Genomic DNA, 13,663 nt, shown 5'->3' on the forward strand with positions numbered 1-13,663 from the left:
GGCGCCGCATGAGTGAAGCAACGATGAAACTGCTGGTTGTCGAAGACGAGAACAAGACGGCGGACTACGTTCGTCAGGGCCTTATGGAAGCAGGGTTTGTCGTCGACCTGGCACGCACCGGGCTCGATGGTCACCACATGGCCATGACGGAAGCCTACGACCTGATCATTCTCGATGTCATGCTGCCTGATATAGACGGCTGGCGCATCCTGCAGTCGGTCAGGGCCGCGGGCAACCAGGTTCCTGTGTTGTTCCTGACCGCACGTGGCCATGTGGATGATCGCGTGCAGGGGCTGGAGCTGGGAGCCGACGATTACCTGGTCAAGCCGTTTGCCTTTGCGGAGTTGCTCGCTCGCGTGCGCACTCTGCTGCGTCGCGGCGCCACGCCCGGCCATCGCGACCGCATGCAGATCGTGGATCTCGAACTGGACCTGGCACGGCGGCGGGCGATCCGCGGCGGACGGCGTATCAATCTGACCAACAAGGAGTTCGCGCTACTTGAGTTGTTGGCGCGTCGTCAGGGTGAAGTGTTGCCGCGTTCGCTGATCGCGTCCCAGGTCTGGGACATGAACTTCGACAGCGACACCAATGTGATCGATGTCGCGATTCGTCGGTTGCGGGCAAAGATCGACGATGACTTCGAACCCAAGCTCATTCATACCGTCCGGGGCATGGGCTATACGCTGGATGTTCCGGATGACGAATAGATCTGCTATCGCCCATCGTCCAGCGTCACTCGCATCGCGGGTGACCTGGTTAGTCGGCCTCGCGATGCTGGTGGTATTCCTGATATTCAACTGGATCAGTGTCAGATCGCTGGATCAGCACTTCGCCGAGATGGACGAAGAAGAATTGGGGGTGATAGCCAGTTCGGTGATCCGAGCGCTAGGTGAGGTGCATGACAACAGCGACGCGCAGGCCTTGCAGCGTGCAGTCCGCGGGCACCATGGCGTCTACTACTATGTGGCCAATGCTGCCGGAGAAACACTCTATGCTCCCAGGAGTGGTCCCGATCTGGCACGCTTTGCCGCGAATGAGCGGCCAATCGATCTCGCAAGTGAGCAGAAAATGGCGATATGGGAAGAAAACGAGACCCACTATCGCGGAGCCGTTTTACAGATCAGCGGCGATGAAACCCAGGGTGAGAGATATACGATAGCCGTTGCGATGGATATCGGCGGCCATCTCACCTTCATCAGGAGTTTTAAACGCATCCAGTGGTGGACGGTCTGCATCGTCATGTGCATTGCGATCCTGGTGGCCTGGAGTGCGGTTCGCTGGGGGCACAAACCGATTCGCAGGGCCAACGAAAAGATTCGAGCGATCACCTCTTCCAAGTTGTACATGCGATTGGACCCGAAGGAAGTACCGATCGAACTGGAAGAGACCATCGCCTCGTTCAACGCTATGCTCGGGCGCATCGAGGAGGGATACGCCCAACTCGCCAATGTCTCCGCCGACATCGCCCATGAACTGCGCACGCCAGTCACCAACCTGACCACTCAGACGGAAGTGGCGGTGGGTCAGCCCCGTTCCGCTGATGAGTACCGGGAAATTCTTTACTCGAACCTAGAGGAATTCGGGCGCCTGAATCGGATGATCAACGACATGCTGTTTCTGGCACAGACCGAGAACGCCCCGGACGATCTCTATCTGGAGACCGTGGACCTCACCGAAGCGACCCAGGGATTGTTCGAGTATTTCGAGGCATGGGTAGAAGATCGGGGTGTCTCGTTGCAGCTCAAGGGGCGCGCAGCACCGATACAGGCTGATCGAGAAATGCTTCGCCGCGCACTCAGCAATCTCCTTTCCAATGCGATCCGTTACACGCCGCGCGGCGCAAGCATTACTGTTCGACTGCATCAAGATGTGGGAGCTACCACGATCAGTGTCGAAAACCCCGGACCAAAGATTCCGCGACAAGCATTATCTCAAATCTTTGATCGCTTCTACCGCGTTGATCCTTCACGTCAGAGCAAAGGTGAAGGCGCGGGGTTGGGCCTGGCGATTGTCAAGACTATCGTCGAGGCGCACAAGGGTAGAATCCATGCGGAGTCGGATGACAGCCTTACGCGCTTTGTCATCACGATACCGCATACTTTTTGTAACCCTATGTTTGCGACCAAAGCTACGCTAAACGATAGGTAACCCGAAAAATATTGTATTCGTCGCGACGCGCGGATGGGTTCGTGCTCGCACATTAAGTCGCGAAGTATCGCTTATTCCTGAAGAGGTCTTATAGTCATGGCGGAGAACAATGAACGGTCCCATAATCAGGCCGTAAAAAAACAGGACTTCGGGTCGCAGCTTACTGATCCTGTGTGCGGGATGAATGTAACAGAAGAGTCTCCCTATCACGTTGCACATGACGAAAAGTCTTTTTATTTTTGCAGTGCAAAGTGTATGCACACGTTCGAAAGCGAGCCTGAGAAATTCACTGCACCACGAAATAAAGAAGAATCTGCCGGACAAGTAGAGCCTGGTACAATCTACACCTGCCCGATGCATCCTGAAATTCAACAGGACCATCCAGGAACCTGTCCCAAGTGTGGGATGGCACTCGAGCCGCTCATGCCCACCCTGGACGACGACAACCCAGAACTGAGAGATTTTTCTCGACGATTCTGGTGGACGCTGCCTTTCACCATCGTCGTCACCGTGCTGGCCATGTTCGGTCCCCAACTTGGCTGGTTCAACATAGGCATGCAGACATGGATCGAGCTCGTCTTGTCATTGCCGGTGGTGTTGTGGGCAGGGCAGCCATTTTTTGTACGCGGCTGGCAATCGGTCATCAATCGCAGCCCTAATATGTGGACGCTCATTGGTTTAGGTACGGGAGCGGCATTCATCTACAGCACGATTGCAACGGTGGCGCCGGGCAGCTTCCCAGAAACCTTCCAGTCGATGGGGCGCGTCGGCGTTTACTTCGAAGCTGCGGTGGTCATCATCTCGCTAACCCTGTTCGGCCAGGTTCTCGAACTCCGCGCCCGATCGCAAACCTCTGCCGCGATCAGATCCTTGCTGGGTCTGGCGCCCAAAACGGCGCGCCGTATCAACGCAGACGGCACCGAAGAGGATGTGCCGCTGACGCATGTTCACGAAGGTGATCGCTTGCGGGTGCGCCCCGGCGAAAAGGTACCCGTTGATGGGGTTGTCGAAGAAGGCGCCAGCTCCCTTGATGAGTCCATGCTTACAGGGGAGTCTCTACCCGTAAGCAAAGGCCCCGGTGACAAAGTTATTGGTGCGACCATGAATACGTCTGGCGCACTGGTGATACGAGCAGAGAAAGTAGGCTCAGCCACGGTGCTGTCGCAAATCGTCCAGCTGGTTACACAGGCTCAGCGCACTCGTGCGCCAATGCAGCGGATGGCTGACCTGGTGGCCGGTTACTTTGTGATGGCTGTAGTCGTGATCGCTATCGCAACACTGTTTGTCTGGGGCGTTTTCGGTCCACAGCCAAGTTGGGTTTATGGCTTGATTAACGCAGTGGCTGTATTGATCATCGCGTGCCCTTGTGCGCTGGGGCTCGCGACGCCGATGTCTGTCATGGTGGCAACGGGCCGCGGCGCCACCCAGGGCGTGCTGTTCCGCGATGCTGCAGCAATAGAGAATCTGCGGAAAGTCGATACGCTCATCGTTGATAAGACGGGCACTTTGACCGAAGGCCGCCCGGCCTTCGATCAAGCCGTTCCCGCTGGCGACTTTGCCGCTGATGAAGTCCTGCAAATTGCGGCCAGCTTGGATCAAGGTAGCGAACATCCCCTTGCTGACGCGATCGTCACTGCCGCTCGGGAACGCGGACTGATCCTCAGCCCGGTCGATGAATTTGAATCCGGTAGCGGGATCGGTGTACGTGGTCGGGTTGACGGCAAAATGCTGGCCCTGGGTAACACGGCGCTCATGGAGCACGAGAAGGTCGATGTCGCCGAGTTGAGCGGCACTGCTGAAACCTTCCGGAAAACGGGAGCCAGCGTTATGTATCTGGCGGTGGATGGCACACTCGCCGGCTTGCTGGCTGTTTCTGACCCCATCAAGCAGACCACGCCTGAAGCCGTGGAGGCTCTGAAGGCAGCGGGAATCCGCCTCATTATGGCGACCGGCGATGGTGTCTCGACAGCGAAGGCTGTTGCGGAACGGCTGGGCATCGACGAGATTCATGGTGAAGTGACGCCGAGTGACAAGCTCGATTTGGTCAATAAGCTGCAGTCCGAAGGACGGATTGTTGCGATGGCAGGCGACGGCATCAATGATGCGCCGGCCCTTGCCAAGGCGAATGTCGGCATCGCCATGGGAACCGGAACCGATGTGGCCATGAACAGCGCACAAGTCACTCTCGTGCAAGGGGACCTGCGCGGCATTTCTACGGCTCGCTTCCTATCGGAGAAGACCGTCACCAATATGAAGCAGAACCTCGGCTTCGCATTTGTTTACAACGCGCTGGGCGTACCGCTTGCAGCAGGCGTCTTGTACCCATTTGCCGGCCTTCTTCTTTCGCCTATGTTTGCCGCATTGGCGATGAGCTTGAGTTCGGCGTCAGTGGTGTTCAATGCCCTCCGGCTTCGCAGATCAACCTAAATCAAGCGATACCTTGAAGCTATCTAAGGCAAATCAGGAATCTCCACTAGCACCAGGCTTGTAGTTGGCAAGGACACCAGCGCCGACCAGAGCTGATAGCGGCTGACCGAAACGTCCTGTCGGGCATATGGGCGGTTAACGTTTGTAATTAAAATTCGAGAGCTACAGGCCGCCGCGCACTGGTAACGGGTTCCGATATAAGATGCATATTTTTGGTGTGCCATCGTTCAGCTCTCCCTTTTAGCTGCTGGTCAGGCTATACCGCCAACAGTGGCAATCATCGTACCGTGGCTCGACTATGCGTCGCATCGAATTGCCATTACGAGCCATGCGCTTCTTCTGGCTCGCTCGGCATGCTCGGTATCTCAATCTTTATGGATGACGCGCTTAAAAAAACGGAGCAGCTGCCCGGTACAACGTGGACCATGTATGAGAAAACGATAGGCCGAGGGTATCTTGCACGCTTCGCCCTGTGGTTTGAGAAGATCGGGTTGGACGACTAACGGACCAAGGAGCAAGTAAATGACTAACGACGCGCCGAGCCCGGCAGAAACTTATGAGCACTACCTCAGCCCAGCTATGGCTGATCCATTCACACGGATATTGCTTGAGATTGTCGGCCCGCAGCGCAGTGCGCGCGTGCTGGATCTGGCCTGTGGCAGTGCCGTTATTCGCACAGCTAGACTCCATAGTCCGGGCTGAACTGGTCGAAGCTGTCAAGGAGGACACACGAAAAGCCGTCCAACATTACCGCGACGGCAACGAGCTGCGCTTTATGATGTCTACTCACATCGTCGTGGCACACGAATGATATCGCTGGTGTCGTAAGCACAGAGTGAGGCGCAGTATGTTCGTCATGCGCTGGCCCCTCTATTGATGTGTGGCTTCGCAGCTCGCGCGGCGAAGGCGGAACAATGCAGTCGTCCATCCGACATTTGCATCGCAATTGGCCTGGTGAATTTACTCACGTGATTTCCTGTCCTCGCGTACGTTTTTCAGAATTTCAACTCCTCCCTTTAAGGCGACTGTTGCAATTAGGGCTCCTACTACGAGATCCGGCCAGGACGAGCCGAGCCAGAGCACAAGCCCGCCTGCGACGATCACCCCCCCATTGGAAATGAAATCGTTGAAGCTGAAGGTCTCGGCCGCCTTCAAGTTGATGTCACTGGAACGGACGCGCCGCAGCAGGGCGAGGCACCAGAGGTTAATAGCGCCCGCCATCAATGCCATCACCATCATCACCGGGCCTAGCGGTTCAGCACCATAGGTCCAGCGCCTGAAGACATCCGCTATGACGACGATAGCGAACAGTAGCAGCATTACCCCGGACACCGTCGCTGCTGAGCGCTTCCATGCGGAACGCCTGTCTATGGCGAGATAGCTCAGTAGATAGACGGCCGCATCTGACCCATTATCGAGGGCGTTGGCGAGTAACGCGCTGGAGTCGGCCAACCAGCCGACCACGCCGAGCCCGACAAACAGGGCAAGGTTCCACAGCAATACTTGCAGCAGAACGGTTTTCTGATGGGTCAGATCAGACTTCATGGCGCGGACTCCAGCGGTTTAGCGGTCCCTTCTGAACTGGCAGTGCTATTGACCCTCGGCTTCGTAGCTCGCGCGGCGAAGGTTGGCAATACCAGCAAGGTCAGTACAGTAGCCGTGATCAGACCACCGATGACGACGGTGGCCAGCGGCTTTTGCACCTCGGCCCCGGAGCCGGTAGCGATCGCCATCGGGATGAAGCCGACGATCGCAACGAGCGCCGTGGTCAGCACCGCACGCAGGCGACTGGCCGCGCCGGCGGCAGCGGCCTCCAGCGGTGAATCGCCAGCGGTCAGGCGTTCGCGAATCGCCTGCATCAGCACCAGGCCGTTGAGTGTCGCCACTCCCGACACGGCGATGAAACCCACAGCGGCCGACACGGAGAAAGGCATGTCACGCAGCAGCAGCGCCAATGCACCTCCTACCAGCGCCAATGGCACGCAGACGAACACCAGTGCGGCTTCACGGATCGTGCCCAGTGCCATGTACAGCAGGGTTCCGATCAGCAGGAACACGATCGGGACCACCAGCATTAGTCGTGCTTCTGCGCGTTGCAGGTTCTCGAACTGCCCTCCCCAGGTCATGTATACGCCTGCTGGAAGCGACACATCGGCCACCGCAGTCTGTGCCTCCCCCACGAACCCGCCCAGATCGCGGCCACGTACGTTTGCCTGTACCACGATCCTCCGGCTACCATTGTTTCGGCTGATCTGGTTAGGGCCTTCGCTGACTCCGATTTGCGCGACCGAGGAGAGCGGCACCACCGTACCGTCCGGCGCGACGATGGGCAGGGCAGCTAGCTGTGCCGGGTCATTGCGCGCGTCCTCGTCAAACCGAATCACCACATCGAAGCGGCGATCGCCCTCAAAGATCTTGCCTGCCGAGGTGCCGCCGATGCCGGTCGCGACCGCTTCGCTGACATCGGCAGCCGTCAAGCCGTACTGGGCGGCGGCGGCGTGATCGACCCGCACCGTGAGCGTCGGCAGTCCCGAGACCTGCTCCACGCGCACGTCGGCGGCACCCTCTACGCCACGCAGCGTGAGTGCGATCTGATCCGCAGCTCTCTGCATGATGTCGAAGTCGTCGCCGAAGACCATGACGGCCAGGTCGGTACGCACGCCGGAAATCAGCTCGTTGAAACGCAGTTCGATGGGTTGACTGAACTCGAACGCATTGCCGATCTGGTTGCCGACGATGGACTCTAGTCGGCTGATCAGCTCTTCCTTGTCCAGCGATTGGTCGGGCCATTCCGAGCGCGGCTTGAGCACGATCACGCTGTCGGAGATGTTGACCGGCATCGGATCGATGGCCGCTTCCGCCGTACCCGTGCGTGAGAAGATGGTCCTCACTTCCGGCTCACTCGTCAGCGCCCTCTCCAGGGCAAGCTGCATCGACAGCGATTGCTCAAGCGAAGCAGAAGGAACCCGCAGGGCCTGCATCGCGAGGTTGCCTTCGTCGAGCGTGGGCATGAACTCGCGACCCAGCGAGATGAAAGACATCAAACCGATCGCGAGCATGAGAACAGCGCCTGCAAATACGGTACGTGGCCGCGTGACCGCGATGCGGATGACCGGTTCTACCTTGCCGCGCACGTAACGGATGAGGCGAGTTTCATGCTCGCCATCATGTCCGTGTTCATGCTCATGTCCATGTTCTTGCTCCGGGGTATGTTCGGACTTGGTCTTGGGTTCTCGCACGAACAGCGCCGCCATCGCCGGTACAAAGGTGAACGAAAGGATGAATGCGCCGACCAAGGCAAGCATGAGGGTCGCCGCCATGGGCTGGAAGGTCTTGCCCTCGACGCCTTCCAACGTGAGGATCGGTGCGAATACCAGTAGGATGATGGTCTGGCCGAAGGCAGCGGGCCGCACCATTTTGCGCGCCGCCTGGATCGCCACGCCCAGCCGCTCGCCTGCGGACAATGCACGACCCAATTCGGCCCGCTTTTGGCCAAGCATAAGCAGCGTCGCCTCGATTACGATCACCGCACCATCGACGAGGATGCCGAAATCGAGCGCGCCAAGGCTCATCAGGTTGCCGCTGATCCCGAAGCGGTTCATGCCGATCACTGCGAACAGGAATGACAACGGGATCACCAATGCGGTGATAGCCGCCGCGCGGAAGTTGCCCAGCAACAGGAACAGCACAGCGATGACCAGCAGCGCGCCTTCGGTCAGGTTCTTGGCGACCGTCTTGATCGTGGAATTCACCAGCTCGCTGCGGTCGAGCACGGGTTCGGCCACGATGTCCGGCGGCAGGGAGCGATTGACTTCGACAAGGCGTTCGGCCGCGGCCTGCGCCACGGTGCGGCTATTGCCGTCGGCGATCATCAATGCAGTGCCAAGCACGGCTTCGTGTCCATCGCGCGAGGCGGCGCCCAGGCGCGGCGCCCGTCCCAGACCGACACTCGCCACATCCGAGACCCGGATGACGAAGCCGTCGCGATTGGCGACAGGCGCCTGCGCCAGATCGTCGACAGTCTGCGCAAGGGCATCGGTCCGAACGATCAGACCCTCGCCAGCACGCTGGATGAATCCGGCACCCGCCTGGACGTTGGAACGTTCAAGCGCCTGCACGAGATCGCCTAGGCCGAGACCGTAGGCTGCAAGCCGTTCGGCATTCGGACGGATGGCGTATTCCTTGACGTAGCCACCGATGGTGTCGACGCCCGCGAGCCCGGGAGCCGAGCGCATCTGCGGTGCGATAATCCAGTCCTGCACTGTGCGCAGGTAGGTGGCACGCTCCTCTGGCGTGGTGAGGCGGTCGCCTTCCGGTGTCAGATACACCTCGTTGGCCTGCCAGCCCGGTTCATTCGGTTGACCGACGTTCTCGGGATCGAGCGGCGTGAAATCCACCGTCCACATCAAGACTTCGCCCAGCCCGGTGGTTACCGGCGACATCATCGGCGTCACCCCTTCGGGCAAATCCTCCAGCACTTCGCGCATACGTTCAGCCACTTGCTGGCGTGCGAAGTAAATGTCGGTCTGGTCGGTGAAGATGGCTGTGATCTGGGAGAATCCGTTGCGCGAGATCGAGCGCGTGCTGGTCAGACCCGGGATGCCGGCCAAGGCCGTTTCAAGTGGATAGGTGACCTGGCGTTCGATCTGACCGGGCGCGAGCGCTGGTGCGATGGTGTTGATCTGCACCTGGCGGTTGGTGATGTCCGGCACGGCATCAATGGGGAGCTTGGTGAGCTGGAACAGGCCATAGGCCGCGATGAGCGTCGCGACGAAGACCACGGCCCATCGGAAGCGGACCGCTGTTTCGATAATAAACTTGAACATATGGGTAATCCTCAGTGGCCGTGCTCGGCCTCGCCCTTGGCGAGTTCGGCTTTCAGCAGGAATGCATTCGTGCTGGCAATGCGTTCCTCGCCAGACAGCCCGTTGAGGATCTCGATGTACCCGCCCGCGCGCCGGCCCGCGAGCACCGGCGTGACGCGAAAGCCGTTGTCCTCGGCTACGAAGACTACCGATCGACCCTCCACGGTTTGAACGGCGTCGGCGGGGACGATCAATCCACCTTCCTGATCGTTCGTGACGACAGTTCCGGTCACAGGAGACCCGGCAGGTGGTAGGGCGCTTGAGGTCGATCGCGCGCGAATGACGGCTGCACCGCTTTGCTCACGCGCATTGGCGGCTACGCCCACGACCACGGCTTCGAAGCTGTCGGAAGGGCCTGTGACTTGGAGGCGAGTTCCAGCGGTTACTTCGGAGGCCAACGCGGGAGGGGCGCTGAACACCAGCTCCACTCGGGCCGGATCGGAAATCTCTGCGACGGTGCCACCTGATGCGACGAAACCACCTGCCGTGATACTGACCGCGCTGACTACACCCGCGATTGGGCTGACAACACTGAGGCGCCCCGAGGCATCCGGTGAGCCACCCGCCGCAACCTTCGCTTGTGCTGCCCTTGCCGCCGCATCGGCGGCGAGTGATCGGGCGCGGGAGGTCTCCATGTCTTGACGAGCGACAATCCCCTGTTCGAGGAGATTCAAGTCGCGCTGATAAACAAGGTGCGCAGCTTCTGCCTCGGCAACGGCGGCATCGGCGTTTGCACGCAATGCAGCTGCATCACCACTGACCATGACCGCCAGGAGCTGACCGGCTTCCACCGATGAGCCTGGAGCGACGTGTATTTCCTCGACCCTTCCGTCCGTGACCGCCGCCACGACTGCCCGAGCACCCACCGAAGGCTCGACTCGGCCTGACAGTCGATACTCGGCACCGCCGCCGCCGCGGCCCACGCTCGCGATGCTGATACCCGACGCTGCGATTTGCCTCGCTGTCAATGTGACGACGCCTTCCTCGGATGGCGCATTCTCGTGCTGGTCCTGATGGTCAGAATCATTGTGAGTGGCGTGCTCATCATCCTCGACATGAGCAGCGGGCTCCGAAAGGGGGATGAGCTGGGCAAAGCCGAAGCCGGTAGCAAAGGCAACAAGTAGGGCTGCTCCACAGAGGAGCCGGATATTTTTGGATGTCATTGATGCTTCCTCAAAATGGGGTGCGGCCATCAAGGCGCGCGAGTTCGACTTCTGCACGGACGCGCGCCAGGCGTGCCATCACGGCGGCATTGCGTGCGGCGATCAGCGCAGACCGTATGCTGCGCAGCTCCAGCTGTGAGATGCGCCCGGCATCGAAGCCAGTGCGTGCAAGGCGGTAAGCTTCGTCAGCAGCAGCGACGCCGTTATCGGCAGCTCGTGTACGGGTGATCGATGCATTGAGGCGGGCTTGTGCAGCGCTGCGATCTGCTTGGGCCTCCAGTTTTAAACCGGCCAGCCGCGCCTCGGCAGCTCGCTGCTCGGCACGCGCTGCGCTGATAGCGCCCTTATTCCTATCGAACAGCGGAACAGATACGCTGATGCCGAACGAAAGCGCCTGGGAGTCGTATTCTTGGAATCGCCGAACACCGAGCGATGCGGTCACGTCGGGACGAGCACGCAATCGTTCCACGGTTACGGATTGACCCGCCGCATTCAGTTCGGCCTCGGCAATCTGAACGGCCAAGGGATTGTGTACGTCCAATGCGAAGGGGTTGGGTGCGCGAGCTAGCAGGCTGGTTTCAATGGATGTGACTGGCTCGCTTAGCATCGCCACTGCGGCGAGGCGTGCGAAAGCGGCATCTCGGTTTGCTCGTGTTTCGTCCACGATGGCGCGAGCCGACTCCACCTCGCTTTCGGCTTGGATGCCGCGAAGCGCAGGCTCACGACCTTCTTCTACGAGAACCATCAACGCACTTGCATCCGCCTGCGTCAGTGATAACGCCTCGACGGATAACTCATACTGCAAGGAAGCGGCTTCCGCCTCGGCATAGATCAGCGCCAAGCGGCCTGCCACCGCCCATCGCGATTGATCGCGGCGCAGAGCTGCCGCTTCGGCTTCCGCCCGCGCAGCATCGATACGTGCACCTCGCTGTCCCCACAACTCGAGAGGTTGGCTGATAGAGAACGTGGACTCCGCGGCGTCATAGCCAGAAAATGGCGTGTCACCATAGATGTTCTCGGCCTCCAGGCTGACAGAAGGATTAGGTAATGCACGGGCCTGATGCGCGCGCGCGTTGGCGGCGTCGAGCAACGCTTCGGCTTCAAGTGTCGCCGGGGTCTGATCGAGATTCTCGACCAGCGTTTCATAGGACGGGGCTGGCGCGGCCCGTGCTGGCGATGCCAGCGTGAGTGTTATTGCGACCACAGCGAAGCCAACCGCGTATAACGGTCGGCCGAACGACATAGACATGAAAAACTCCCAAAGCTAAACGAGTTGACGAAACGATCGTGCAAGGAGCACGGCCCGGATTCGTCAGGCTTTGGGGGGGCGCCTCAATCCATCAGGCGTGTGTGACGCGATAGCATCATTAGCTGGTTGTTGATGCGTTAGGTGAAGGGAGGCGGCTTTAGGTGCAAAAGGCGGAGGAACGTGAGCTTGTGTATGGTGGCAATGTCCGTGACTGCAGGCGTCATGTTCATAGTCGGCCCCGAAACCTTTGTTGCTCCGGCTGTCGCCATCGTCATCGTGCAAATCAACGTACGAATGCGTATCGACACCCTCAGATGCGCACAAGACCGCATCGGCCATAGGAATGACCACAAACGTTGCAAGAAGCAACGCCAGTACCGCCAGCCTATGTCCAAGTAAAATGCGCACCATCGCAATACGATACCGAGAAAAGGCTAACTTCGCAATAATGCGACCCAAGCTGTCGCCCTGATCGAGCCATGCGGACGGCTGAACCGAAGACCTGTGATTGGATTATACCCAACGCCATGCATCGTTCTGATGGGGCGTTCTTATTTGAGCGGCTTTGATACTTCTTAATTGTGGTCACAGCAGCAAGACGGAAGACTAGATCGCGTAGAGCGACACCCTACAGGTTCAGCTATTAGACGGGAAAGAGGTTGCATGTTATTATTACCCGGATATGAAGCTGTCGTGGGGACTTCGCTGCCGCATCGCATCTTCCTGGTTAACTGAACCTCGGTCTGCTATGACTCGTACCGCTTCAATCAATATTGCTCAATGGTGGCGCTTCCAGTAGGAAGCGGCATGTCGTTGCGGCCTCGACCCGCACCTTGCCGCCGTATCGGTGGGCAAGATTCAGCAGATGACTCTCCGGCACGGCGGCTCCAAGACCCAGGAGATTGCCCGATGCCATTAAAAACCTCCCTTATCGACACCTTGCGCGCGGCATCGTGGGGCGCGGCCGTGCGCGCGGTTATTGAGGAGTGGTCGGCTCGGGCGGTTTATTGCAAGTTCTTGCGGGTAGCTGTGTCGCAGCCAAGCACAAGTACAGTAGTGCCTTCCATGCCCACTTTTCCCTATCAAGACTGGTTTTCGGCGATCGTTCTGCTGAAATCCACTGCTGATGTGTATAATGAAGTGTATAACAGCCATGGTTTTAAGATAGAAAATACCGTTAAAACAAGAGGTTATCATGGCTAAGCTGCTAATGATCGACAACTATGACTCCTTCACCTACAACGTCGTGCAGTATCTCGGCGAGTTGGGTGCCGAGGTGGTCGTGGTGCGCAATGACGAGATCGACATGGCGGGAATCGAGCGGCTGGCGCCCTCCCATCTGGTGATCTCGCCCGGCCCCTGCACGCCGAACGAGGCGGGCATCTCGGTGCCGGCGATTCGCCACTTTGCCGGTCGCCTGCCGATTCTCGGCATCTGTCTCGGCCATCAGGGCATCGGTCAGGCCTTTGGTGGCCGGGTGGTGCGTGCCGGTCGGGTGATGCATGGCAAGACGTCGCTGGTGCATCACCGTGGTCAGGGGGTGTTTGCCGGGCTGCCCAATCCGTTCGTGGCCACCCGCTACCACTCACTGGTGATCGAGCAGTCGTCATTGCCGTCGGTGCTCGAAGTGACCGCCTGGACCGAGGATGAGTCGGGGCGGATCGAGGAGATCATGGGGGTGCGCCACCGTGAGTTCAGCGTCGAGGGGGTGCAGTTTCATCCCGAGTCGATCCTGACCGAAGGCGGACATGCGCTGCTGCGCAACTTTCTTGCCCAGCAGGGCGGGCGGCGGCAGTGAGCAGCCCGAACGG

Annotated in this window: 10 protein-coding genes; 5 read left to right on the forward strand and 5 right to left on the reverse strand. The window is 59.2% G+C overall.

The features are described from left to right. Window positions 1–23: 23 nt before the first annotated feature. The 3 genes from H7A13_08730 to H7A13_08740 all read left to right on the forward strand — a co-directional run bounded on the left by H7A13_08730 (window position 24) and on the right by H7A13_08740 (window position 4,575). Window positions 24–707, forward strand: coding sequence for a heavy metal response regulator transcription factor (locus H7A13_08730; GenBank protein MCP5333428.1), 684 nt, complete (start codon window positions 24–26; stop codon window positions 705–707). Beyond that, complete coding sequence (locus H7A13_08735) at window positions 697–2,148, forward strand: heavy metal sensor histidine kinase (protein ID MCP5333429.1); 1,452 nt, start codon at window positions 697–699, stop codon at window positions 2,146–2,148. Before H7A13_08730 ends, H7A13_08735 begins: the two co-directional genes overlap by 11 nt. Window positions 2,149–2,244: 96 nt before the next feature. After that, entirely contained in the window at window positions 2,245–4,575 is a 2,331-nt protein-coding gene (locus H7A13_08740; protein ID MCP5333430.1) for a heavy metal translocating P-type ATPase, read from the forward strand. Between the two features lie 960 nt (window positions 4,576–5,535). Here the strand turns inward: H7A13_08740 and H7A13_08745 are convergent. The 5 genes from H7A13_08745 to H7A13_08765 form a co-directional block, all read right to left on the reverse strand. Continuing rightward, window positions 5,536–6,120, reverse strand: coding sequence for a cation transporter (locus H7A13_08745; GenBank protein MCP5333431.1), 585 nt, complete (start codon window positions 6,118–6,120; stop codon window positions 5,536–5,538). Beyond that, complete coding sequence (locus H7A13_08750) at window positions 6,117–9,401, reverse strand: CusA/CzcA family heavy metal efflux RND transporter (GenBank protein MCP5333432.1); 3,285 nt, start codon at window positions 9,399–9,401, stop codon at window positions 6,117–6,119. Before H7A13_08750 ends, H7A13_08745 begins: the two co-directional genes overlap by 4 nt. Before the next feature lie 11 nt (window positions 9,402–9,412). Next, window positions 9,413–10,603 (reverse strand): efflux RND transporter periplasmic adaptor subunit, encoded by a 1,191-nt coding sequence (locus H7A13_08755; protein ID MCP5333433.1) that lies wholly within the window; start codon window positions 10,601–10,603, stop codon window positions 9,413–9,415. Window positions 10,604–10,613: 10 nt separating this feature from the next. Further along, window positions 10,614–11,852 carry a TolC family protein gene (locus H7A13_08760; protein ID MCP5333434.1) on the reverse strand — a complete coding sequence of 413 codons (1,239 nt, stop codon included), beginning with the start codon at window positions 11,850–11,852 and terminating at the stop codon, window positions 10,614–10,616. A gap of 763 nt (window positions 11,853–12,615) precedes the next feature. Then, on the reverse strand, window positions 12,616–12,768 hold the full coding sequence (locus H7A13_08765) for a hypothetical protein (protein ID MCP5333435.1): 153 nt from the start codon (window positions 12,766–12,768) through the stop codon (window positions 12,616–12,618). Between H7A13_08765 and H7A13_08770 the strand changes: the two genes are divergently transcribed. Then, a complete protein-coding gene (locus tag H7A13_08770; GenBank protein MCP5333436.1) occupies window positions 12,762–13,055 on the forward strand; it encodes a hypothetical protein in 294 nt (97 codons plus the stop codon). The genes H7A13_08765 and H7A13_08770 overlap by 7 nt on opposite strands. Continuing rightward, entirely contained in the window at window positions 13,048–13,650 is a 603-nt protein-coding gene (locus H7A13_08775; protein ID MCP5333437.1) for an aminodeoxychorismate/anthranilate synthase component II, read from the forward strand. Before H7A13_08770 ends, H7A13_08775 begins: the two co-directional genes overlap by 8 nt. The last annotated feature ends 13 nt before the right edge of the window (window positions 13,651–13,663 follow it).

The sequence above is a fragment of the Pseudomonadales bacterium genome (assembly GCA_024234215.1).
GTDB lineage: Bacteria > Pseudomonadota > Gammaproteobacteria > Pseudomonadales > UBA5862 > JACKOQ01.